Annotated in this window: 25 protein-coding genes; 17 read left to right on the forward strand and 8 right to left on the reverse strand. The window is 62.7% G+C overall.

Going from position 1 to position 23,754, the window contains the following annotated elements; genetic code table 11:
* Positions 1–36 precede the first annotated feature (36 nt).
* Positions 37–993: an ABC transporter substrate-binding protein gene (locus tag FHG09_RS12235; RefSeq protein ID WP_152347930.1), complete on the forward strand. Its 957-nt coding sequence runs from the start codon at positions 37–39 to the stop codon at positions 991–993.
* Positions 994–1,029: 36 nt separating this feature from the next.
* On the opposite strand, the gene FHG09_RS12240 is transcribed toward FHG09_RS12235, so the two are convergent.
* On the reverse strand, positions 1,030–1,488 hold the full coding sequence (locus FHG09_RS12240) for an NUDIX hydrolase (protein WP_152347931.1): 459 nt from the start codon (positions 1,486–1,488) through the stop codon (positions 1,030–1,032).
* A gap of 91 nt (positions 1,489–1,579) precedes the next feature.
* Between FHG09_RS12240 and FHG09_RS12245 the strand changes: the two genes are divergently transcribed.
* From FHG09_RS12245 to FHG09_RS12270, 6 genes are all read left to right on the forward strand, one after another.
* The gene (locus FHG09_RS12245; protein ID WP_152347932.1) at positions 1,580–2,368 is read left to right on the forward strand and encodes an alpha/beta fold hydrolase; all 789 of its coding nucleotides are present in this window, start codon (positions 1,580–1,582) and stop codon (positions 2,366–2,368) included.
* A gap of 72 nt (positions 2,369–2,440) precedes the next feature.
* Positions 2,441–3,349 carry a sulfurtransferase gene (locus FHG09_RS12250; protein ID WP_152347933.1) on the forward strand — a complete coding sequence of 303 codons (909 nt, stop codon included), beginning with the start codon at positions 2,441–2,443 and terminating at the stop codon, positions 3,347–3,349.
* Positions 3,349–3,834: a SufE family protein gene (locus FHG09_RS12255; RefSeq protein WP_152347934.1), complete on the forward strand. Its 486-nt coding sequence runs from the start codon at positions 3,349–3,351 to the stop codon at positions 3,832–3,834. Before FHG09_RS12250 ends, FHG09_RS12255 begins: the two co-directional genes overlap by 1 nt.
* A gap of 96 nt (positions 3,835–3,930) precedes the next feature.
* Entirely contained in the window at positions 3,931–4,998 is a 1,068-nt protein-coding gene (locus tag FHG09_RS12260; RefSeq protein WP_152347935.1) for an iron chelate uptake ABC transporter family permease subunit, read from the forward strand.
* An 86-nt stretch (positions 4,999–5,084) separates the two neighbouring features.
* Entirely contained in the window at positions 5,085–6,098 is a 1,014-nt protein-coding gene (locus FHG09_RS12265; protein WP_152348053.1) for an iron chelate uptake ABC transporter family permease subunit, read from the forward strand.
* Complete coding sequence (locus tag FHG09_RS12270; protein WP_152347936.1) at positions 6,095–6,922, forward strand: ABC transporter ATP-binding protein; 828 nt, start codon at positions 6,095–6,097, stop codon at positions 6,920–6,922. Before FHG09_RS12265 ends, FHG09_RS12270 begins: the two co-directional genes overlap by 4 nt.
* Before the next feature lie 19 nt (positions 6,923–6,941).
* On the opposite strand, the gene FHG09_RS12275 is transcribed toward FHG09_RS12270, so the two are convergent.
* From FHG09_RS12275 to FHG09_RS12285, 3 genes are read right to left on the reverse strand one after another with little or no spacing between them, the layout of a single operon-like run.
* On the reverse strand, positions 6,942–7,952 hold the full coding sequence (locus FHG09_RS12275; protein ID WP_152347937.1) for a DUF808 domain-containing protein: 1,011 nt from the start codon (positions 7,950–7,952) through the stop codon (positions 6,942–6,944).
* Complete coding sequence (locus tag FHG09_RS12280) at positions 7,953–8,273, reverse strand: META domain-containing protein (protein WP_152347938.1); 321 nt, start codon at positions 8,271–8,273, stop codon at positions 7,953–7,955.
* Positions 8,270–8,749 carry an META domain-containing protein gene (locus FHG09_RS12285; RefSeq protein ID WP_152347939.1) on the reverse strand — a complete coding sequence of 160 codons (480 nt, stop codon included), beginning with the start codon at positions 8,747–8,749 and terminating at the stop codon, positions 8,270–8,272. The genes FHG09_RS12280 and FHG09_RS12285 overlap by 4 nt, the downstream gene beginning before the upstream one ends.
* Before the next feature lie 246 nt (positions 8,750–8,995).
* On the opposite strand from FHG09_RS12285, the gene FHG09_RS12290 reads away from it, so the two are divergent.
* The gene (locus FHG09_RS12290) at positions 8,996–10,966 is read left to right on the forward strand and encodes a S1 family peptidase (protein ID WP_152347940.1); all 1,971 of its coding nucleotides are present in this window, start codon (positions 8,996–8,998) and stop codon (positions 10,964–10,966) included.
* Positions 10,967–11,230: 264 nt separating this feature from the next.
* Positions 11,231–13,654: an LPXTG cell wall anchor domain-containing protein gene (locus FHG09_RS20040; protein WP_227492737.1), complete on the forward strand. Its 2,424-nt coding sequence runs from the start codon at positions 11,231–11,233 to the stop codon at positions 13,652–13,654.
* A gap of 120 nt (positions 13,655–13,774) precedes the next feature.
* On the opposite strand, the gene FHG09_RS12300 is transcribed toward FHG09_RS20040, so the two are convergent.
* Both FHG09_RS12300 and FHG09_RS12305 read right to left on the reverse strand, forming a co-directional pair.
* Positions 13,775–14,098 (reverse strand): GNAT family N-acetyltransferase, encoded by a 324-nt coding sequence (locus FHG09_RS12300; protein WP_152348055.1) that lies wholly within the window; start codon positions 14,096–14,098, stop codon positions 13,775–13,777.
* A gap of 137 nt (positions 14,099–14,235) precedes the next feature.
* Positions 14,236–14,706, reverse strand: a complete 471-nt coding sequence (locus tag FHG09_RS12305) for a GNAT family N-acetyltransferase (RefSeq protein ID WP_227492738.1) — start codon at positions 14,704–14,706, stop codon at positions 14,236–14,238.
* 84 nt (positions 14,707–14,790) lie between these two features.
* On the opposite strand from FHG09_RS12305, the gene FHG09_RS12310 reads away from it, so the two are divergent.
* From FHG09_RS12310 to tpx, 7 genes are all read left to right on the forward strand, one after another.
* Complete coding sequence (locus FHG09_RS12310) at positions 14,791–15,006, forward strand: hypothetical protein (protein WP_152347941.1); 216 nt, start codon at positions 14,791–14,793, stop codon at positions 15,004–15,006.
* Between the two features lie 42 nt (positions 15,007–15,048).
* Positions 15,049–15,867: a thioesterase family protein gene (locus FHG09_RS12315; RefSeq protein WP_152347942.1), complete on the forward strand. Its 819-nt coding sequence runs from the start codon at positions 15,049–15,051 to the stop codon at positions 15,865–15,867.
* A gap of 110 nt (positions 15,868–15,977) precedes the next feature.
* On the forward strand, positions 15,978–16,346 hold the full coding sequence (locus FHG09_RS12320) for a VOC family protein (protein WP_227492739.1): 369 nt from the start codon (positions 15,978–15,980) through the stop codon (positions 16,344–16,346).
* 55 nt (positions 16,347–16,401) lie between these two features.
* Positions 16,402–16,920: a DinB family protein gene (locus tag FHG09_RS12325; protein ID WP_152347944.1), complete on the forward strand. Its 519-nt coding sequence runs from the start codon at positions 16,402–16,404 to the stop codon at positions 16,918–16,920.
* A 44-nt stretch (positions 16,921–16,964) separates the two neighbouring features.
* Entirely contained in the window at positions 16,965–17,972 is a 1,008-nt protein-coding gene (locus FHG09_RS12330; protein WP_152347945.1) for a DUF368 domain-containing protein, read from the forward strand.
* Between the two features lie 115 nt (positions 17,973–18,087).
* A complete protein-coding gene (locus FHG09_RS12335; protein WP_152347946.1) occupies positions 18,088–20,244 on the forward strand; it encodes a bifunctional metallophosphatase/5'-nucleotidase in 2,157 nt (718 codons plus the stop codon).
* A 140-nt stretch (positions 20,245–20,384) separates the two neighbouring features.
* Complete coding sequence (tpx, locus tag FHG09_RS12340; protein WP_152347947.1) at positions 20,385–20,885, forward strand: thiol peroxidase; 501 nt, start codon at positions 20,385–20,387, stop codon at positions 20,883–20,885.
* 145 nt (positions 20,886–21,030) lie between these two features.
* On the opposite strand, the gene FHG09_RS12345 is transcribed toward tpx, so the two are convergent.
* Positions 21,031–21,747: a PIG-L deacetylase family protein gene (locus FHG09_RS12345; RefSeq protein WP_152347948.1), complete on the reverse strand. Its 717-nt coding sequence runs from the start codon at positions 21,745–21,747 to the stop codon at positions 21,031–21,033.
* Between the two features lie 101 nt (positions 21,748–21,848).
* Here FHG09_RS12345 and FHG09_RS12350 point away from each other — a divergent pair, with 101 nt between their 5' ends.
* Positions 21,849–22,514: a hypothetical protein gene (locus FHG09_RS12350; protein WP_193627376.1), complete on the forward strand. Its 666-nt coding sequence runs from the start codon at positions 21,849–21,851 to the stop codon at positions 22,512–22,514.
* On the opposite strand, the gene FHG09_RS12355 is transcribed toward FHG09_RS12350, so the two are convergent.
* Positions 22,484–23,719 (reverse strand): NAD(P)-binding domain-containing protein, encoded by a 1,236-nt coding sequence (locus tag FHG09_RS12355; RefSeq protein ID WP_152347950.1) that lies wholly within the window; start codon positions 23,717–23,719, stop codon positions 22,484–22,486. The genes FHG09_RS12350 and FHG09_RS12355 overlap by 31 nt on opposite strands.
* Positions 23,720–23,754 lie beyond the last annotated feature (35 nt).

Consider the following 23,754-nt stretch of genomic DNA (forward strand, 5'->3'; position numbering starts at 1 on the left):
TAAGCTAGGCTCGCCTAACTACTCAAGAAGGATTCCATGCGCCGTATTCTCGCCCCAGTGATTGCCTCCGTCCTCGTCCTCGCCGGCTGCGGCGGAGGAGCGGACTCAGCCGACGAAGCGTCGGGTCCCACCGTCGAAACGAAATTCGGCGCCGTCGAGGTGCCCGCCGATCCGCAGAAGGTCGTGGCCCTGGGGTGGGGCGATGCCGAGACCGCCCTGGCGCTCGGAGTCCAACCCGTCGGCGCCTCCGACTGGGTGGAATTCGGCGGCAAGGGCGTCGGGTCCTGGGCCGAGGACCTCTATGACCAGGCCCCGGAGATCATCGCGACGATGGAACCCGACTATGAGGCCATCGCGGCACTGGAGCCCGACGTCATCCTCGATACGAACAGCTCCGGAGAGAAGGAGCGCTACGACCGCCTCTCCGAGATCGCTCCGACGGTCGGAGTTCCCGAGGGCGGCGACAACTACCTGACGACCATGGACCAGCAGGTCGAACTCGTCTCCCAAGCGCTCGGCAAGGACGACGACGGGAAGAAGCTGCTCGACGACCTCGACAAGACCTACGCCGATGCGCGCGAAGCTCATCCCGAGTTCGAGGACAAGTCCGTGACCGTGGCAGCGAAGACCGCCGACGGATGGGGCGCCTACGTCGAGGAATCAGGTCGCGTGCAGGTCATGGAGCAGCTCGGCTTCAAGCAGTCCGAGACGATCGCCGGAATGAAGGCCGAGGGCTTCTCCGTGGCGATCTCCGAGGAGAACCTCGATCAGCTCGACGCGGACCTGCTGCTGACGTTCCCGATCTACATCGAGGACACCGATGTCACCGACGATGCTGCCTATCAGCGCATCCCGGCCGTCAAAGACGGGCACGACTTCGTTCTGACCACGGACAATGACGACATCCGCAAGGCATTCTCACTCAACTCGATCCTCTCGGCACAATACACAGCGGAGAAGCTCCCGGATCTCATCGCCGACAAGGTTAAGTGACCGGCGACCGTGCGCTTCTGCGCCGTTGCGCAGAGCTCACACAGCGGCACGCCACGCATCGAGGCCGATGTCGATGATGCGGGCGTGGCGCACATCCGGCAGCGAAGCGATCGGCAGCCATTCCGCCCGATCCGTCGTCCCATCGACTTCGAGGGTGCCCAGCGTGCCGCCGGTGACGCGAGCCTCATAGACGACACGCGCACCTTTGAAGGGGCGCGCCGTCGAGTCGCCGAACGCCGGATTGCGACGTGATTCCGTGAAGGAATGCGTGGTCAGGGGGCGGACCAGCTCAGCGTCGTAGCCGGTCTCCTCTTTGATCTCCCGGATTGTCCCCGCTTCGATGCTCTCGTCGAATTCGATCCCGCCGCCGGGCAGCGTCCAGATCGCGTGCAGGCGGTCCTTCCCGCCGTTGAACCAGCTGAGGAGGATCTCGTCGTCGTCATTGACGATGACCGCGTAACCGGCAAGTCGGGTGTCATATTCGGAGAAGTGCATGCCCCTCACCCTACCCGTGCGGGATCCGTCGGGTGCGGCGGTCTGCCGGGGAAGCCGACTCGAGAGGAGGCCGACCGGATAGGCTGGAGACGTGACCACCATCAACAGCACTCGCATCGGCGATTCCGGGCGCCTGGTCGTCTTCCTGCACGGACTGTTCGGCCGGGGCAAGAACTTCACCCGCATCGCCAAGGACATCGAGCCCGACTTCTCCAGCCTCCTCGTCGACCTGCCCAACCACGGCGAGTCCGAATGGACCGAGACCTTCGACTACGTCGAGCTCGCCGATGCCGTCGCGGCCCATATCGCCGAGGCGGTCGACCCTGGTGAACAGCCCGTGCATCTGGTGGGACATTCCCTGGGAGGAAAGGTCGCCATGGTGCTCGCCCTGCGCCACCCGGAACTCATCGACCGCCTCGTCGTCGTCGACATCGGCCCCACCGCCGGCGGCTCGACCGGTGTCTTCGACCATCTGCTCTCGAGTCTGGCCGCCCTCGACCTCGACCAGATCACCTCGCGCACCGAGGCCGATGCGGCTCTTCAGGAGCCGATCCCCGAGGCCGCGATCAGGGGATTCCTGCTGCAGAACCTGCGCCCCACCTCGGCGGGGTATTCCTGGCAGCCCAACCTCGCTCTCCTGCATTCGAGCCTCGACATCATCGGGGATTTCCCGGACATGGGAGATGCCGTCTTCGATCACCCCGTGCTGTGGGTCGCCGGCGAGAAATCGGACTACGTCGACCGTGACGACCTGCCGCAGATGCGTGGCCTGTTCCCGCGCACGACACTTCTCACGGTCAAGGGCTCGGGCCACTGGGTGCATTCGGAGAAACCGCAGGCGTTCGTCTCAGCGCTGACGGCATTCCTCAGTCGTCCCTGAAAAGGAATATGCTGAACGCGCTCGACGTTGCCACAGCGAGCACACCCAGTCACCAATCATGAGGAGGAATGCGTGAGCACTTCGATCCCGGCCGATCCCGCACCGAAGTTCGCCGAATACGCGGACGGAACCCGACTGGTCAGCACCGAATGGGTGGCTGATCATGCAGGCGATCCCGGACTCGTCATCGTCGAAAGCGACGAAGACGTGCTGCTCTACGAGACCGGGCACGTTCCCGGAGCAGTCAAGGTCGATTGGCACACCGAACTCAACGACCCCGTGACTCGTGACTACGTCGACGGCGAAGGATTCGCCGCACTCATGTCCGCCAAGGGCATCTCCCGCGATGACACCATCGTCGTCTACGGCGACAAGTCCAACTGGTGGGCCGCCTACGCCCTGTGGGTCTTCACCCTCTTCGGCCACGACGACGTCCGCCTCATGGACGGCGGTCGCGCGAAATGGCAGGCCGAAGGCCGCGAGATGACCACCGAGAAGCCGACGCCCGAACCCACCGAATACCCCGTCGTCGAACGCGACGATTCGGTCATCCGCGCCTTCCTGCCCGAGGTCAGGGACAGCCTCGGCGAACTGCCCCTCATCGATGTGCGCAGCCCCGAGGAGTACACCGGTGAACGCACCCACATGCCCGCCTACCCGGAGGAAGGCGCACTGCGCGGCGGCCATATCCCCGGCGCGAAGTCGATGCCCTGGGGCAAGGCAGCCAACGAGGACGGCACCTTCAAGTCCGCTGCCGAACTCAAGGAGCTCTACACCGAACAGGCCGGACTGGGTCAGAGCGACGAGGTGATCGCCTACTGCCGCATCGGCGAACGCTCCAGCCACACCTGGTTCGTCCTCAAGCACCTGCTCGGATATGACAATGTGCGCAACTACGACGGCTCCTGGACCGAATGGGGCAACGTCGTCGGCGTGCCGATCGTCACCGGAGCCGAGCCCGGAGAGGCACCCGGACGCTGATGACCGAGACCACGACGCCCAAGACCGATGACCTGCCGGAGGCGCTGGCAGAGATCGTCACAGATTTCGCTGAGACCCCGGCCGATGACCGTCTGCAGGTGCTGCTGGAATTCGCGATGGACCTTCCGGACCTGCCCGAGAAGTACACGGATCACCCCGAACTGCTCGAGCCCGTCCCCGAATGCCAGTCGCCGATCTTCCTCGTCACCGAAGTGGCCGACCCCGAGGCGGGGGAGCAGGCAGAAGTGCGCCTGCACTTCTCCGCACCCCCAGAGGCACCGACGACCCGCGGATTCGCCGGGATCCTCCACGAAGGACTCGACGGAGGCAGCGCCGAGGAGATTCTGTCGGTGCCCGCCGACCTGCCGCTGCGCCTGTCGATGTCGGAGGCAGTCAGCCCACTGAGGCTGCGCGGAATGAGCGGAATGCTCTCCCGGATCCAGCGTCAGGTGTCCGAGAGGATCGGCAGGATCACAGCCGAGTGAGACTCCTCTCGCTTGGCTGAGGTGGTCCAGTGAGTTACAGTGTGGTTAGCCTGCCCTTAGTCAACTGATCGCCACTTCACTCAAAGGACCACCTCGATGACCGGTTCCGCCACCTCTGCTGAGGCGAAACCGCATCCCGACACCAGTCATTCGACCGGTGGGAGCCTGCGGATCAGACGAGTGCTGGGACTGGTCGCGGCGATCGTCACGCTCATCGTCGTGGTCGCAGCGTCCTTGGCCATCGGCGCGAGGGATATGCCGATCTCGGAAGTCCTCGGAGCCTTCTTCGCTCCCACCGGCAGCGACGATCAGCTCGTCGTCCTCGAACTGCGCCTGCCGCGGACCGTGCTCGGCATCCTCGTCGGCATGGGACTGGGTCTGGCCGGCGGGCTCATCCAAGCTCTGACTCGCAATCCCTTGGCCGACCCGGGCATCCTCGGCGTCAACGCCGGAGCCTCCCTGGCGATTACGATCGGGGTCGCATTCTTCGGAATCTCCTCGATCACCGGTTACATCTGGTTCGCCTTCTGCGGCGCCCTCGTCACCACCGTCGGTGTCTACGTCATCGGGTCCGCGGGCCGCAACCGCACCGTCGACCCGATCCGCCTGACTCTGGCCGGAGTCGCCGTCGCCGCGGTGCTCACCGGGCTGACCAAAGCGATCCTGCTGACCAACGAACGTGCCTTCGACGCCTTCCGGTCCTGGGACGTCGGCGCGATCGCCGGCCGTGACTTCGATACGATCACCGCAATCCTGCCGTTCATGATCATCGGCACGGTGCTCGCACTGGCACTGTCGCACTCACTCAACGCAGTCGCCCTCGGCGATGACCTGGCCGCCAGCCTCGGCACCTCGGTCAACCGCACCCGAGTGCTCTCCATCCTCGCCGTGACCCTTCTGGCCGGAGCGGCCACGGCCGCAGCCGGGCCGATCGGATTCATCGGTCTGATGATTCCGCATATCGCTCGGTGGATCGTCGGCCCCGACCAGCGTTGGATTCTCGGCTACTCACTCGTCCTGTCACCCATTCTGCTCCTGGCTTCGGACGTCATCGGCAGAGTCGTGATGAAGCCCGGCGAACTCCAGGTCGGAGTCGTCACCGCGTTCGTCGGCGCTCCGGTGCTCATCGCCCTTGTCCGCCGGAAGAAGGCGAGCGGTCTGTGAAAACCACCAATCTCGCGGTCCCCGACCGCGCCCTCACCGCGCATCCGCGCGCCCTGCCGGGGGAGAAGGTCGACTTCGGCCGTCCCATGGTGCGCGTCTTCGGATTCCGCATCGACATGCGGGTCGTCATCACCGCAGGAATCATCACTCTTCTGGCATTGGCCTGCGGGTTCGCCGGTCTTATGCTCGGCAAGTTCTCGCTGACTCCCACCGAAGTCTTCCAGGGACTGTTCGGTGCCGCGGAGAAGCGCATCGTCAACACCGTAGTCGGGGAGTGGCGGGCACCGCGCATCATCGCCGGAATCGTCCTCGGGGCCGGACTCGGAGTCTCCGGAGCCGTGTTCCAATCGCTGACGCGCAACCCTCTCGGCTCTCCCGACATCATCGGTTTCTCCACCGGTGCCTACACCGGCGGCATCGTCACGATCATCGTCTTCGGCACGAGCTTCGTCTCCACTGCGGCAGGAGCGATCATCGGCGGGCTCCTCACGGCAGTGGTCGTCTACCTGCTCACGTGGAAGGGCGGTGTCCAGGGGTTCCGGCTCATCATCGTGGGAATCGCTCTGACGGCCATGCTCAATGCCTTCAACACCTGGCTGATCATGCGCGCCGACCTTGAGCTCGCGATGGCGGCTGCCACCTGGGGCGCCGGCACCCTCAATGGAATGGGCTGGTCGACCATCGCCCCGGCAGCTGTGGCCACGATCGTCCTCGGCCTCGCCTGCGGTCTCTTCGCCAGAGACCTGGGAACCTTAGAACTCGGCGATGACACGGCGAAGGCCCTGGGCGTACGCAATGAACCCATCCGAGCCGTGCTCATCGTCATCGCCGTCGCTCTCGTCGCCGTGGTCACAGCCGCCGCAGGGCCGATCGCCTTCGTCGCCCTGGCCGCCCCGCAGATCGGACGGCGGATCGCCCGGGCGCAGGGCACCAGCCTGCTGACCTCTGCGGCGGTCGGAGCGCTGCTCCTCGTCGGCGCTGATCTCATCGCCCAGCATGCTTTCGGTGACATCCAGCTGCCCGTGGGCGTGATCACCGTGAGCATCGGCGGCATCTACCTCATCTGGCTCCTCATCCAAGAAGCTCGGAAGGCATCATGAGCACTCCCACCACCGCCGGCGCATCCTCACCGCTGATCGCCGAGAACCTCGATCTGGCCTATGACCAGCGCCAGATCGTCAACGATCTCGATGTGAGCATTCCGGACGGAAAGTTCTCCATCATCGTCGGTCCCAATGCCTGCGGCAAGTCGACCCTTCTGCGAGCCCTCGCCCGGCTGCTGCCGCCGGCGAAGGGCACAGTGCTGCTCGACGGAAACAACATCGCGAAGATGAAGACTAAGAAGATCGCCCAACGGCTGGGCCTTCTCCCGCAGTCGTCCATCGCCCCGGAAGGGATCACGGTCGCCGAGCTCGTCTCCCGCGGGCGCCATCCCCACCAGTCGTTCCTGCGCCAGTGGACCGACGCTGATGAAACCGCGGTGCTGTCGGCGCTGCGGGCGACGAACACCGAAGAGCTGTCCTCGCGACTCGTCGATGAGCTCTCCGGTGGTCAGCGCCAACGCGTCTGGGTAGCCATGGTGCTCGCCCAGGAGACCTCACTCCTGCTGCTCGACGAACCGACGACCTTCCTCGACGTCGCTTACCAGATCGAGCTGCTCGACCTGTTCTCGCAGCTCAACCACGAATACGGGCACACGCTCGTCGCCGTCCTCCACGACCTCAACCAAGCATGCCGGTACGCCGATGAGATCATTGCGATGAAGAACGGCGCAATCGTCGCTCAGGGACCGCCGGAGACGATCATCACCTCGGAACTCGTCCAAGAGGTGTTCGGCATCGAATGCACGGTCATCGACGACCCGGTCACGGATGCTCCGATGATCGTGGCAGGAGCACCGAAGAAGACCTTCGCCCAGCGGTGAGCCGAAGAGGACCGGACGACTACGACTGAGTCTGATCCGGATGCGGTGCCGCCTCGGCGACGGCGTTCGACTCGCCCGAGGTCTTATGGCCGGTGAACAGTGCTCTGGCTCCGATGACGACGGCGACGACGGTCCCTCCCCAGATCGCGCCGAGGATGAGGGAGAAGAACGTATTGACCAGCCAACCGAGGAATCCGCCGATGGCCGCGATAGCGGCGACGGGTCCTTCGAGGTGGTGGACGAAGCCGTAGAGTGCGTGGAAGCCGAGTTCATCGGTGCCGACGAGGATGATGTGGCCGCCGACCCACAGCATGGCGAAGGTGCCGACGACGGAGAGCAGCGCGAGCAGCTTCGGCATGGCTCCGACGAGGAACCGACCGAACTTCTGCTGTCCGGGGGAGTCCTTCTTCGCCATGTGCAGACCGATGTCATCCATCTTCACGATGAGCGCGACGACACCGTAGACGCCGACGGTGATCGCAATGCCGACGACGGCGAGGATGACGGCACGGCTCGTCAGTGACTCACCGGCCACCTCGTTGAGGGCGATGACCATGATCTCGCAGCTGAGGACGAAGTCGGTGGTGATGGCCGACCGGACGACCTTCTTCTCCGCTGCTGCGCCATCGGTCGTCTTCTCAGCGGCGGGGGTCTCCTTCTCGTGGTGAGCGATCCACCCGAGCTTCTCACCGACCTTCTCTGCACCCTCGAAACACAGATAGGTGCCGCCGATCATGAGCAGGGGTGTGAGGAGCCAGGGCAGGAACTGGCTGAGCAGCAGGATGACCGGCAGGATGATGACGAGCTTGTTGAAGAGCGAGCCCAACGCGATGCGCTGGATGATCGGCAGCTCGCGTTTCGGGTTGACTCCTTCGACGAACTTCGGCGTCACTGCCGCATCGTCGATGACGACGCCCGCAGCCTTGGCGCCGGCGCGTGAGGCACCGGCGGCGACATCGTCGAGGCTGGCAGCTGAGAGTTTGACGATCGCGGCGACGTCGTCAAGGAGTGCGATCAGACCCCCGGCCATCTACCGACCGCCGAGCTTGTGGGTGGTGCCCGGCGGCTGACGATGAAGATCGCCGAGGTGGTTCTCGCCTGCGTCGAAGAGATGCAGACGGTCGCCGTCGGCTTCGACTCGCCTGGCCTTGGGAACCCAGGTGAGCATTCCGGGGGCGGCTTTGAGCGTCATGAGCGAGGATCTGATCATCACGCCCTCGGGCTCGGTCGACCATGAGGTCACGAGGTTGTTGGCGCCGTCGCTGCCGCGCAGTGAGCCGTCCTCGGAGAATTCGAGGAAGGCTCGTTCGTTCGTCTCGGCCACCCAGCGGCCGATGAGTTCCTGTGTCATTTGTCTTCCTTCTCCAGTCCGCCGATGACTTTCCCATTGCTGTCCTTGACCTTCATGACATCGCCGTCGATGGTGGCTGTCGACGCCTTGCTCAGCCAAGTGTCGACACCTGCACAGGCCTTCTGCGTCGACATGAATGAATCGATGACGATCTCATCGCCTTCGGCTTTCCAGCTGGTGACGATCGCATTGCAGCCGTCAGAACCTTCGAGGGAGCCGTCGTCAGCGAATTCCAGGAACGGGTCGCCCTTTTCCGGCGAGGTCCATCTGCCGGTGGGGTCCGGCTCGGAGGCGTCTTCGCTGGGGGACGCAGTTTCGGTGGATTCGGTGGGAGCGGGGGAACTGGGGTTCCGTGGGTCGACGCCGGTGTCGCAGGCCGCCAACGGCAGCGTGAGTGCGAGGGCGGCGAGTCCGAGCGCGAGTCTCGAGGCAGGTCTCGCTGCGGCCAGGGTGCGAAGCGTTGTGTGGTTCGGCATGTCCCTGATCATAACGGCACCATTTCCAAGGCCCCTGGAAGAACACAGGACGGCTTGTGAGCCTCGACTTCTGTAAGTTGTGTTCACCTGCGACTCTGATGGTTCTTGCAATGCGTCGTGACCAAACCGTAATCTTTCACACGGTTGGAAAACTGACACCGAAGACATGGACCGTCCCGTTGCGGCGAAGCGTGTTGCAGGGGTCGGGCAATCGAAGCATCGACAACGATCAAGGGAATCAACCTTATGCAGAAGAAACTCGTGCAGAGTTCGCTGGCAATCAGTGCCGCAGCGGCGCTGGGCCTGAGCGGCGCGCTCGTCGCCTCACCGGCGATGGCCGACAACGCTCCGCAGAAGCTGGACCTCCAGAGTGAAGCTCACGTCCAGAAGGCACTGTCCGGTATCGAAGGCGTCAACGCCTACGGCACCGAAGGCGGCGAGCTCAGCATCGGCGTTGCCAAGAAGACCGACGACATCAAGAAGCTCGAAAAGCAGTACCAGAACATCAAGGTCACCGAGGGCGTCAAGGAACTGAAGCCCTACGCGAAGAACGACCTCGTCGGCGGTGCCGGCTACCTCGTCAAGGCCGGCGAGAGCGGCGGAGCCTGCTCGACCGGTTTCTCCGGCTGGGACGGAGACGGCAAGCCCGTCGTCCTCACCGCCGGACACTGCTCGAAGATCATCAACGAACAGACCAATGACTTCGACGGTGACACCACCGTCGACCAGACCGAAAAGCCTTCGACCTCCGAGGCCAACGGCGGAGAAGGCTTCCAGGCCTCCGGCGACGGCGTCATCGGCAAGTGGGGCTTCCACAACTTCGGCGGCGACCTGCTCGAAGGTGCCGACCAGAACAAGTGGCCTGAGCCCAGCGAGTCCGACATCGACTTCGCAGTGATCAATGTCGACGAGTCGAAGTACAACGTCAAGAACGGCATCACCGACTGGTCCACCGCCGATGAGGACGACCTGGCCAAGTCGACCACCGAGATCACCGACGTCGGTGAACACAAGGAAGGCGCGATCAGCAAGTCCGGTCGTACCACCGGTAAGACCGAGGGCGAGGTTCTGCCGCGCTCGGAATACGACTTCGACTACCAGAACGTCGGCGGTCGCTGGGTTCACGGATTCGGTGTGACTACTCCGATCGACAAGCCCTTCTCGCAGCCGGGAGACTCCGGCGGCGGCGTGTACCAGGGCAGCACCGCTGTCGGTGTCATCTCCGGCGGCGGCGACCTCGACGCGAACACGTCGTTCACCTGGGTTGCCGACCTCGATCACTCGCTCGAGGAGTCCGGCACGGACTTCAACCTCGAGAAGCCGGGCGAGGAGACCCCTGAGGCTCCTGCGGCTCCGAAGGCCGAAGACCAGACCATCGAGCCCGAAGGCAAGATCAAGGGCAAGGCTGAGGCCGGCGCCGAGGTCGAGGTGAAGTGGGAAGCCGCTTCCGCTGCTGACGGCGAAAAGGGCACCCAGTCCGAAGCACAGGCTGCTGAAGACGGATCCGAGACGGTCAAGGCCGACGAGGACGGAAACTTCTCCGTCGAAGGGCCCAAGGAAGAGGGCGACTACAACTTCACTGCGACTGCGACCGTCGATGGGCAGGAGTCCGAGCCGGCCGAGTTCGACGTGACGGTTGAGAAGGACGAGTCCGAGACCCCCGCTCCCGCCGAGCGTGAGATCAGCGTCGACCCCAAGGAGATCGCGGCTTCTGACTTCGTGAAGGAAGACAAGGGCGTGACGATCACGGTCAAGGGCTTCGACGAGGGTGAGAAGGTGACCCTCGAAGTCGCCAACGGACCTGAGGGCGTCGAAGGCATCGAGCTGGAAGAGACCGCGAATGAGAACGGTGCTGCCGCCTTCGCGATCTACGGCACCAGTGCCGAGAACGCCGAGGCCTACCTCGGTAAGTACGAAGTCGAGGTCGCGGGCGCCAACGACACCGAGGATGAGTCGGCACTGACCGGTTCGTTCGAGGTTGTCGCTGACGAAGACGGCTCCGGTGGCGGAACCGGCGGCGACGATGACGGCAACAACGACGACGGCAATGCCGATGGCGGAGCCGGCGACGGAAATGACGATGACGGCAACGGTGACGGTGGGTCTGACCTGCCTCGCACCGGTGCCGAGCTGACCGGCCTGGCTGCCGGAGCCGGACTGCTCCTCGTGGGCGGAACCGCAGTCGTTCTGACTATGCGTCGCAAGAACAGCAACTGAGTGCAGTGATGTTGACCGTCTGACGGTCTGCTGAACGCCTACTGACGAAGCCCCCGGTCCTCTGGCCGGGGGCTTCGTCAATTCGTGACGACGGTGACGTGGGATAGCAGCAAGGGTCTTTGTACATCTGGTGAAGTTTCGTACATTAAGTTCACAGTTTTCGACGTACTTTTTTGGTAGTACCTGAGTGCGGCCCGTAACCTTATCGTGACTTAGGTCATCTACTTGTGACATAGATCCCTCCGAAAAGAGAGACAACAACTTATGCAGAAGAAACTCGTGCAGAGTTCGCTGGCGCTGGCAGCAGCGACAGCACTCGGCCTGGGGAGCGCATTCGTCGCGGGCCCGGCGGCTGCCGATCAGATCAAGCCGGAGATGAACGCGCAAGCGGCCACTCAGGCAGCTAAGAAGATCGATGTCGTCAATGCATTCGGCTTTGACGAGTCGACGAAGACACTCAGCCTTGGCGTGGAGTCCGGGAAGGACGTTGATGCAAAGCAGATTGAAGAGCTGAAGGCGAAGTATGGTGCCGACGCCGTCGAAGTGACGGCGGGAGTTCCCGAGGTTCAGGCTTATGCTGGACACAAAGCGGTTGGTGGCATGGGCTACCTGGTCAACAACGAAGAAGGCGCACTCGCGGGCGCATGTTCGACCGGTTTTGCGGGCTGGGACAAGGCCACTAAGGAACCCATCGTCCTGAGCGCAGGTCATTGTGCCGAAGAGATCTTCCAGGATGAAGATGACGCGGATCACCCGGATACTGGCAAACACCTTGGCTGGACTTCTATTCGTGACGCAGAGACTCCGTCCACAGCACCTGGTGCCGGCGGAGAAGGACAGGGTTTCAAGGACCAGGGTATTGGTTCTCTTGGCGACTGGAAGTATAAGAAGTTCGGCACACTCGCTGAGCCTGGTGAGACAGAAGGCGCAGCGGGTGACATTGACCTGTCCGTGGTGAGCCTGGATTCATCGAAGTACGATGTGAAGCCGGGTGCCACTGACTGGACCACTGCCTCAGACGACGATCTTTCCGCCTCAGTTAAGCCGGTCACATCGGTCGGATCTCACACCGAGGGCGCAATCCAGAAATCGGGCCGGACGACGGGTCTAACTGACGGCGAAGTTATTCCGAAGGCACAGGCCAACCTCGAGTACATGACTGTGAGCGGGCGTTGGGTTCATGGATTTGCAGTTAAGTCTCCGGTCGCCGATCCGTTCTCTGAGCCGGGCGATTCCGGCGGTGGTGTGTTCCAGGGGGATACCGCAGTTGGGGTTATCTCGGGTGGAGTTCCAAGCACCACTTTTGTTGACGAGGACGGCAATCCGGTTGGCGATCCCTTTGCGTTGGGCTGGGTGGCTGATCTCGATCACTCGCTGACGCAAGCTAATGTAGACATTACGTTTGAGGATCCTAACGAAGAGCCGGAAGCACCCGCCGCTCCGACTGTCTCAGACCAGACCATCGAACCTAAGGGTGAGATCACTGGCAAGGCCGTTGCCGGCGCAGATGTGAAGGTCACCTGGACCGGCGCTGCAGGCGGCGAAGCCACTGCTAAGGCAGATGACAGCGGAAACTTCACCCTCGAAGGGCCCGGTACTGAGGGGGATTACGACGCCAAGGCCGTGGCGACTGTTGACGGACAGTCCTCGGAAGCTGCCTCCTTCAAGGTGACAGTCAAGGCTGCAGATGATTCCGACGGGGGCTCACAGGCTGATGGCGCTGACGGCAGCACGGAGGCTGACGGTAACGACGGTGGTGCACGGGCAGACGGTAACGACGGTAATGATGGCACATCGAAGGCCGATGGTGACGACGCCGACGCTTCGGCTGCAGCAGACGGCAAGGATGACGAAGCCGATTCCGACGCTGACGGTGACGAGAAGCCCGAAGCTCCCAAGGTCGGAGATCAGACGGTCGTTGAAGGTGGAAAGATCACCGGCAAGGCTGCTCCGAACGCTGAAGTGAAGCTGACCTGGAAGCCCGCCGGCGCCAACGCCGGTTCTGCTCAGGCCGCACCGGCCGAGGGCACCGTGACTGTCGAGACCGACGCTGACGGCAACTTCTCCGCTGAGGCTCCTGCCGAAGCCGGCGACTACAACTACACCGCAGTCGTCAATGCGAATGGTCAGACTTCTGCTGCAACCCAGTTCGTCGTGACCGTCGAGGCTGAGGAAGCCCCTGTCGAGCGCAGCCTGACGGTCGACCCGAAGGAAATCTCCGCTTCGGACTTCGTGAAGGAAGACAAGGGCGTGCAGATCACCGCTGAAGGCTTCGAAGAGGGCGAGCAGGTCTCCCTCGAAGTCGTTGCCGGTCCGGACAACGTCGAGGGCATCACTCTCGAGGAGACCGCCAACGCTGACGGAGTCGTCGGATTCTCGATCTACGGCACCAGCGCTTCGAGCCCCGAGGCTTACCTCGGTAAGTACGACCTCGAGGTCACCGGAGCCAATGACACCGAAGACGAAGAGGCCCTCACCGGCTCCTTCGAGGTCGTTGCCGACGAAGACGGCAACGGTGGCGGCGACGATGGTGACGACAACGGCAACGATGATGGAAACGGTGACGGCGGCGGATCTGATCTGCCTCGCACCGGTGCCGAGCTGACCGGCCTGGCCGCCGGAGCCGGACTGCTCCTCGTCGGTGGAGCCGCTGTTGTTCTGACCATGCGCCGCAAGAAGAACAACTGAAAACACCTCTGACGGTCAGATGCTGACCGACTGAACGAAAGTGCCCCTGGCCCGAAGGCCAGGGGCACTTTCACATTATCGGACGAAAGCACACACCGTCGCCCCTGCAGACGGGGCGGCCTAGCTGAAGCCGAGCGACGTGTAGAACGCAGCAAGTCCGGGATCGGCATCGGTGAGCACAACGGTCTGCCGGACATCGGCAAAAGGCTCGAGAACGCGGGCGACGAGTTCGGCCCCGGTGCCGCACCGCTGCATTCTGGGATCGACAAGGACGTCCTGAAGGTAGACAAGTGTCCCGAAATCACTGACCACCCGGGCCAATCCCACGAGCGTTTCTGCCTGGCGAGAACAGACGATGTGCGCAGAGTTGAGCACACTGCGGACCAGCCGCTCCGGATCGTTTGTATACGCCGACCACCCGACGGAGTCGTAGAGCGCTAGCATCTCACTGGGCCAAGGTGGAGTGTTCGACGAATACGTGATCCCGTCTCGAGTCCGCTCTGGGAAATGTCGACGATCGTGCCAATGAAGCCCTTCACGGATCCCTGTCTCCCATTCCTGGCGCAGGATCGCGTAGGCGATTAATCCAGAGGGTCACCACCGGCAACGGGCCACGCTCGTCGGTAGTGAGCTTCCTTCGTCCAGCCCGCTCGTTCGAAGACCGACCTCATGGCGTAGTTGTCAGCCCGGGTCTGGCCTTCCACTCGTATCGCTCGCGTATTGGAGAATATGTGATCGGAAATGGCGTTCAATGCCACAGCACCGAGCCCCAGGCCCCGGAACCGTGCGGCCAATCGGAGGTCGAACATCGGAGTCTCGTCGCGAAGATCCTCCAGCCGGACGATACCGATCCGCCCATGCTCACCGTGATCGAGCCAGAAGGTCTCGTTCGTCTCGTCGAGGAAGTACCCGGTCGCAATTCGTTCGCGGACCGATTCTTCTGACCAGCCGGATGTCGCTGCGTGAAAAGGAAACTCTTCCGTAGGGTAGAACTCAATGAGCTCATCAATATCGAGGCCCTCTGGATCGACTCGAGTCAGTTTCATACTCATGCGCTTAGACTAATCGGAGTGCGCTCACCGCGATTCAGAGCAGATACGCGATGACCATGGCATGCCCGACGAAGGAGTCCAACCGTGAGCCTTGAAGATGATCCGTTTGACTACCAGATCACCAAATCTGGGGTCCTCCTCATCCGCCGAGGCGGCCGTACCATCATGGAACTCGGCGGGAAGAAGGCTGCCGCGCTCATCCCCAAACTCGGTCGCAATGACGACACCGATCAGCAACTATTGGCCCGGGCAACGGGAAACTACCGGCACGGCAACGAACGGCGGTCCGGACAGCACTGAAGCTGGCTGGACGTTCGTTCAGTTGTTGGTAATGTATGTGATATGAGTCAAACGACCGCCAGTGAATTCTCCCGCGCCACCGCAGTCACCCGACAAAGCGACCACAGTTTCACCGCCGAGCTCGACGCCGGCTGGAAAGTCGCCGGCGCCGTCAACGGTGGCTACCTCCTCGGAGTGGCCGGTCAGGCTCTTCGTGCCGTCAACCCGAATACTCCGGATCCGCTCGTGGTCTCCACCTTCTATCTCGGACCCAGCACCGAAGGACCCGTGGACATCACCACGCGTACACTGCGCGAAGGTCGATCAACGGCGAGCTACGGCATCGAACTCTTCCAGAACGGGGCACCGACGATCTCGGCGATGGCCACGATGGGCAACCTCGGCGAGCTTCCTGATGATGTCGGCACCACAGCTACTCAGCCCCAGCTGCCACCACCGGAGGAATGCGTCAGCGTCGCCGAAGCCAGCGAGGACTTCAAGAAGGCGGCACCGCTGATCGAACGTTTCGATATGCGCCTGGATCCGGCCACCGCAGGCTTCGCTGTCGGCAAACCCAGCGGGCGCGGAGTGCTGCAGGGCTGGATTCGGTTCATCGACGGGACGGACCCGGATCCGCTGTCCCTGTTGACGTTCCTGGATTCCTTCCCGCCGGTGATGTTCGACCTCGGTCGTTTCAATTGGGCACCGACGATGGAACTGACAGCGCATGTTCGCGCCCTGCCCGCGCCCGGTTGGATCGGCGCACGACTGTCCACGCGGAACATCGCCGGCGGAATGTTCGAAGAGGACTGCGAACTGTGGGACTCGGACGGTCGCCTCGTGGCTCAGTCACGTCAGTTGGCGCGCCAGCCTCGCGGCTGAAGCGACGATGACGGCGGATAACCGACGATGACGCCCATTGAGCGTCATGTCAGCGGGCTGCTCTAGAGTCAGAGCAATACCTGTCCGTCTGTGAAAGGACCACGCTCATAATGTCTCTGTCTTCTCTGAGCATCACCTTCGACTGCCTCGATGTGGAAGCACAATCGATCTTCTGGGCGGAACTTCTCGGCGCCGAAATCGATCCCGGCGCCAACGAATTCGTCGCAAGCATCGGGGGAGTCCACAACGCAGAATCAGTGACCCCGGGGATGCTCTTCCTCAAGGTCGACGAACGGGCGGAGGGAAAGAACCCACTGCATATCGACCTCGACGACCCGCACTATCCCGCAGATGTCGACCGTGCCGTCTCCTTGGGTGCGCAGAAGCTCGCGTCCTTCGATGAATACGGGATCGAATGGACGACCTTGAAAGATCCCGAAGGAAACCTCTTCGACATCGGCCGGCGAAAACTAGACTGAACCTCACGCACGTGGTCTGACCAACAGGCCGTCTGCTTGATCAGAGAGGCTCAGTATGACCCTGCCATTGACCGACCCGAGCAACGCTCCGAGCGAACGCCATGGACTGGAAGAGTTCCTCGACTACTTTCGACAGGTGGTCAGACGCAAGGCCGATGGGCTCACGCCTGACCAGCTGAACCACACCGTGGCCTCATCATCACTGACGATCGGCGGCATCCTCCGACATCTCACACTTGTCGAAGAGAGCTGGTTCGTCGAAGTGCTGCAGGGCAAAGAGCTGGGCGAACCGTGGTCGAGCGTCGATTGGAACACCGATCGCGATTGGGATTTCGAGTCCGCCGCTGGGATGACTGCGGAAGAACTCCTAGCCGCCCACGAGCAGTCATGTGAGGTCTCCCGTGGAATCCTCGCCGAGGTGGCCGATCTGGACACGCTCACCGAACGGGGTGACAGCGACGAAGAGAAGTTCAACGTCCGGTGGGTCCTCATCCACCTCATCGAAGAGTATGCCCGGCATGCGGGCCACGCCGACCTTCTCCGCGAAGACATCGATGGTGAGATCGGCGACTGAGTCGCGGGCCTGCAACAGCAGCTCGATCAAATAGGCTGGGAGGTATGACGAACACTCCGCCGACCGGCACCGAAACTGCGCCGAAGCGACCCAAAGCGCTCATCCCCCTCGACCTGATCCGCGGTTTCCTCATCGGCAGCGCCGAACTCGTCCCCGGAGTCTCCGGCGGAACCATCGCCCTGGTCACCGGAGTCTACGACCAACTCATCGACTCCGCCGCCCACGTCGTCTCGGCAGCAAAGACCCTGGTGGCAGGACCGAACCGGGTGGCAGGTGCGATTGCTGAACTGCGGCGCACTGACTGGTTCCTCGTCATCCCCGTTCTGCTGGGAATGGCCGCCGCGGTGTTCACCATCGCCGGTGTCATGGAATCTTTCGTCACCGGCAACCCCGAACTCTCCCGCGGACTGTTCTTCGGCCTCGTCGCCGCCAGCATCGCCGTGCCGCTGCGGATGCTGCCGACACGAACCACGCGTCAGCCTGCCCTCCTCGGTGTGCTGGCTTTCATCGCCGCAGCCGCTCTCGCATTCTGGATGACGAGTCTGGCCGGCGGGGCCGATGTGGAGAACCCGCCGCTCATAGCCGTCTTCTTCGTCGCCTCGATCGCCATCTGCGCACTCGTCGTTCCCGGAGTGTCCGGATCATTCTTCCTCTTGGCAGTCGGCATGTACTCGACCACATTGCGCGCCGTCGACTCCCGCGACTTCGGGTATCTCGGCATCTTCCTGCTCGGCGCGATCCTCGGCCTGGCCGTCTTCGTCAACATCCTCAAATACTTCCTGCACAACCATCGGTGGTGGACACTCATCGTCATGGCAGGACTGATGTTCGGGTCTCTGCGCGCACTCTGGCCCTGGCAGTCGGCCGCCGAGGTGGGAGCTGACGGCGAAGAACACGGAGCAGGTGGCCTGCTGGCTCCCGTCGACCCGGTGCTCGGCCCCATCCTTCTCGCAGTCCTCGGCGCGGCCGTAGTCGTCATCCTCATCGTCGTCGAAGCGAGGTTCGCGTCCTCGAAGGATAAGACTGATGGAGCCGACTCCACCGTGGCGTGAGCGCAACAGAGTTTGTGCAAATTTCTCTCAAGATCCATTCAGAAAACGGTCAGCGCACACTAGGGTGAGAGAGCTGAATCACTTTCATCATCTCTGACCGGATTTCTGGAGACACATGCGTCTGCACACCCTGACTTCGTCCACACTCGCCCTTGCTCTTATCGTAACCGGGCCCGCAGCGGCCTCGGCGACCGGCCTCGGTGCCGCCGAGGCTCCCGTCGATGCCAATGCGGCGAAGACCGGGGAGCTGACCCTGCTGGCGACGACCGACGTCCACGGCAACGTACTCAACTGGGACTACTTCGCGAACAAGCCCTACCCGGAAGGGGAAGAATTGGGCATGTCCCGAGCCTCGACGCTCATCAAGGGAGTACGGGAGGACAAAGGCGCAGAATCCGTGCTCCTCGTCGACAACGGCGACACCATCCAGGGCAACCCCTTGGCCTACTACTTCGCCAAACAGAAGCCGATCACGACAGGCGGCCAAACGCACCCACTGGCCAAGACCTACAACCATCTGGGATACGACGCACAGGTCGTCGGCAACCACGAATTCAACTATGGCCTCGATCTGCTCTCCACATACGACGATCAGGTCGACTTCCCGCTGCTCGGCGCCAATGTCATCGACGACGCAGACGGCCAGACGCATTTGGACCCGTACGCGATGGTCGACAAACAGGTCGATGGTCAGACGATCACCGTCGGTGTCCTCGGCGTAACCACCCCCGGCAGCCGAATCTGGGACAATAACAACCTGTCAGGGAAGGTGCACTTCGACGATCCCGTCGAAACTGCTCAGAAGTATGTTCCCGAGATGAGGCAGAAGGGAGCTGACGTCGTCGTCGTGCTCTCCCACTCGGGTAAGGATCCGAAGGGGCAGAGCTGGGATCCGGACGAACTGCAGGAGAACGTCAGCACCTCCGTAGCGAAGGTTCCCGGTGTCGATGTCCTCGTCGCCGGGCATACCCACCAGAACGAGCCCAGCCAGGTCGTGTCCCGCGACGACGGCAGCCAAGTGCTCATCACCCAGCCGAACTACTGGGCCCGTTCGGTCTCCGAGGTGGGGCTGCCGATCAATCTCGACACCCACCACGTCGACTGGGGCGAGACCGAGCCGCACGCGGAGGCGCTGGCCACCCAGGGCGACATCGCGGAGGACCAGGAGATCAAGGACCTCGTCGATGAGCAGCACCGGACCACGATCGACTACGTGAATACGAAGATCGGATCGGTGACCGAAACCCTGTCGGCGAAGACCTCCTATTACGAGGACACCGCGATCCTCGACTTCATCTCCCACGTTCAGACGGAGACGGTGCAAGAGGGACTGGAGGGAACAGACTATGACGATCTCCCCGTGATCTCTCAGGCCTCGCCCTTCAGCCGCACTGCAGAATTCCCGGCCGGTGACATCACGATCCGCGACGTCGCAGGCCTCTACGTCTACGACAACACTTTGGCCGGAGTCGAGATCAACGGTGCCCAACTTCGTGACTACCTCGAATACTCGGCACGCTATTTCAAACAGACTGAGGAAGGTGCTGAGTTCGACCCGGTCGACGGCACCAACGCGATCGATGACGCCTCTGACGCCCCGATCCCGGACTACAACTATGACGCTCTGGCCGGAATCGACTATGACATCAACGTCTCCAAACCGACCGGTGAGAGGATCGAGAACCTCAAACAGGCCGACGGCAGCGAAATCGGAGACGGTGACCGGTTCATTCTCGCCATCAACAACTACCGCCAGTCCGGTGGAGGCGGCTACCCGGTCAACGGACTCAATGAGGTCTACAACGAACAGGTCGAGGTGCGCCAGGCCCTCATCGACTGGGCTGAGGAGAAACAGATCGTCGACCCCGCCGATTTCTTCGACGCGAACTGGCAAGTCGTCACGAGCAGTCGCGCACCGGGCGGAGGCGATGACGACGAGTCCGATGCCAGTGGGTCCTCGGATGCCTCGGGCTCCGGAAGCGCCGGAAGTTCGGACGCGGACGACAACGCCGGCGAAGCCACAGCCGAGGACGACGGTTCGACGAATGGCGCCTCTGACAGTGATGCATCGGATGGCAACGCTGACGGCGGTGAAGCCGACGACTCGGCAACCGGCGCCAGCGGTGACGCCGACGATGCGTCAACCGGCGCTGGCGGCAGGGCCGATCTGCCGCGGACCGGTACCGAACTCGCCACAAGCATCGGCATCGCTGCCGCGATCATCGCACTCGGTACGGCATTGGTGCTCTTCACACGTCGCCGTCGCAGCTGAGTGACTGTCGGCAACCCGCGGGACGCAGCGACTTGAAGGTCGACCAGATGACCGGTCTGCGTGCAACAGGTATCCCTCGGCGCCGACTCACGTAGAGTGAGAGAGACAGCAGTCAGCTCTGAAGAAGGAGAGAGTCAAGCATGGCCAACACAGCATTTCAGGGATCTCCGGTCAAGACCGTCGGCGAACTGCCCGCCAAGGGCGAGCAGGCTCCGGCCTTCAGCCTCGTCGGTGGCGACCTCGGTGATGTGAACTCACAGGACTACTCGGGCAAGCGCGTCGTACTCAACATCTTCCCCAGCCTCGACACGGGTGTGTGCGCCGCCTCGGTGCGCAAGTTCAACGAACTCGCCGCCGGCCTGGAGAACACCACCGTTCTCTGTGTGTCCAACGACCTTCCGTTCGCCCAGGCCCGCTTCTGCGGTGCCGAAGGCATCGAGAACGTCGTAACGGCCTCGGGATTCCGCAGCTCGTTCGGCAAGGACTTCGGTGTGACCATGGTCGATGGTCCGCTCGCCGGTCTCCTCGCACGGTCCGTCGTCGTCCTCGATGAGAAGGGCACCGTGACCTACACTCAGCTCGTCGACGAGATCACCACCGAACCAGACTACGACTCAGCGATCGCAGCTGTGGGAGCCTGATCTCCTCTCCGCGGGCCGAAGCCTCGATCCGCGAAGAACGAACCGGGTGGGACGCGTGTGCGTCCCACCCGGTTCTCTCTGTCGAGAATGAGTGGCGATTGCGACAGGCACAACGGCAGCCGATAAACAGCTCGTAGCGAAGCTCTCACATATCGACGACGGTGATCGGCAGAGCATAGTCGATGCCGGCGAGTTCTCCACCGCTTGTGGTGATGCCGGGGATCACGTCCTTCGGTGCCGGATGGTCACTGAGTGCGTCCAAATAGACCTTGTGCGCCTCGAGCGATCGCACACCACGGTCGACGTGCTCGGCGGTGAGGGCCACGGCATGTGTGGGCTGGGCACCGTTGACGAGCAGCCGATCGGCTTTCCATGCTTCGAGCCCTTCGTCCTTGAGGTCGGTGAAGACCCAGGGATTGTCCGCATCGCGGATGGCATCGACCGTGGCGACTCCAGCATGGCGATGATCGACATGATTGAGCCCCCACTGCACCTGAAGATCGAAGGCCGTCACCACAACCGCATTCGGACGGAACTCGCGGATCTTCCGCGCAATCGCCCGACGCAGCTCGAGAGTGGGTTCCAGCAGACCATCCGGGAAGTCGAGGATCTCCAGATCGTCGACGCCGACGATATTGCATGCCCGACGCTGCTCCTCGGCGCGCAACGGTGCCACTTCCTCCGGGCTCAAGTCACGGATCCCTGCCTCCCCCCGGGTGAGCAGGAGATACGCGACCTCCTTGCCCTCATCGGTCCACTTCGACACTGCGGCCGACCCTCCGTATTCCATATCGTCGGGATGGGCGACCACGCAGAGCACACGGTTGATATCAGAGTCATCGAAAAGCGGGATCTCAGTCATGACTCCAGGCTAGGCGGCGGTCTTCAGTTGCGCCAGAGAGCGGGGACGAATCCGGCCTTGGGTACGATATGGATGACCTACCGATCGAGTGAAGGCAGACAATGATGAAGAGATCACTCGTAGCGGTGACGCTGGCTCTGGGGCTGACCCTCAGCGGATGTTCGGCGTTCCGGGTCAGCAGCTCCGATGAGGCCGGCTCGAAGCCGGCAAACGTGGGCATCGGTGACGGGCAGTCACCTTCGCCGACAGCAACCGGTCCGACGATTCCCCACGGCATGAGTGAGACAACCGTTGACCTGGGCGGAGAATGTCCCGTCGAGGTCAGCCTGGCACTGAGCGCGGACTTTGCCGATGGGTCCGGATACGACGGATACCGGCTCTATACCGCCGAGTCCGGGGCGATCATCACTGTCAACTGCTTCCAAGACGATGACTCTTCACCTCAGGACTTGGTGGAGAAGGCGCGGGAGAGAATGTTCAGCACCTCGGGGTCGTCGTTGGGCAGTGAAACCACGGGACCAGTCACCGGGGGAGAGTACTGGGTCTTCCACGGCTCGCTGGCCCCCGACGATATGCGCGCAGTCGATCAGGAAGATTCCGTGATCTTCGGCGCCGTTGCTGGTGTGTCCGTCGACGGCCGACTGTTCAAGGTCAGCGTCGACATGCTCGCTCAAGCCGATGACACCGAGGCTCAGGTCCAGTTCCGTCAGATGCTGCCGACGGTTCGCTTCGGCGATCAGGTGCTCAAGGCCCCAGACCTGCGCTGAGGCTGTCGGTCCCCTGACATGCGTTTGAGCAGTTCCCTGGCTGCAATCCTTCCCGCCCTGGTGGCACCGACGGTGGAACTGGCCGATCCGTAGCCGACGAGGAAGAGCCGGGGGTCGTCTTTGACGGCGACCTCAGTTTCCATAGCGATCCCACCGTCCGGTGTGCGCAGGTGCAGAGGCGCAAGGTGTTTGAGCGCCGCCCGGAACCCGGTGTTCCAGAAGATCACGTCGACCTCTTCGACACGGGATTCGTCGAACGGTGCCCATGACTCGGGCACTGCCAGGTGGTCGCTGGCTGATGGCCCCAGGCCCTCCGAGGTGGTCGGCTGTTGGGTGTCGCCGAGCCCGGGGAAGTGGACCGCGTGGGGAAGGATGCGGTCGAACATGCCTCGGGAGACCAGAACTCCGGAATCGATCCCTTCGCGGAATTCTCGACGGATCGGCAGTCCCGTGGTTCGCACGACGCTGGCCGGGGCCAGCCCGGACAGAGTTCGTTCGCGGACGGCTCGCTCGACTTCGAGGCCCCATTGGCCGTCGAATTCTCTGGACGTGAAATTCGGGGGACGGCGTGTGGACCACAGCGTGTCGGTCACCTCGGCGAGTTCGAGGAGAAACTGCGTGGCGGAGATTCCGCCGCCGACGACGAGCGTGCGCAGTCCGCGGAAGTCCTCGACGTCACGGAAGTTCACGGTATGCAGCTGGTGGCCTTCGAACTCGGCGATGCCGGGGATGAAAGGGACGTAGGGCTGAGTCCAGGTGCCGGTTGCATTGATGAGGAAGTCACTGGAGAGCGACACATGTTCACCGTCGATTGTGGCGGTGATGGTGAAGCGACCACGTCCGGGTTCTTCGGAGCGGACGGTGCTCACTTCAGCCGGGCGGATGACGCAGAGTTCGAGCTCGCGTTCGAACCGGGAGTAGTAGTCGGAGACGATCTGCGAGGCGGGCACGGTCGGGTCGGGACGGCCAAGGGGGAATCCGGGCAAGTCGGAGATATGGTTCGTGGAACCCAGGGTCAAGGAGTCCCACCGTTCTCGCCAGGCTCCACCAGGTCCGTCTCCGGCATCGAGGATAATGAAATCCTTACCCGGTGCGAGTCCGTCGCGCCACAGGTAGTGTGCTGCGGACAGTCCGGCTTGGCCTGCGCCGATGATGACGATAGGCCAGTGAGAATCGATCAGGAGCTCGTTGATTCGGCACACCATGGTGACATTGTTTCAGGTTTCTGAAATCAAGGTCC

Source organism: Brevibacterium sp. CFH 10365 (assembly GCF_009299785.1).
Classification (GTDB): domain Bacteria; phylum Actinomycetota; class Actinomycetes; order Actinomycetales; family Brevibacteriaceae; genus Brevibacterium; species Brevibacterium limosum.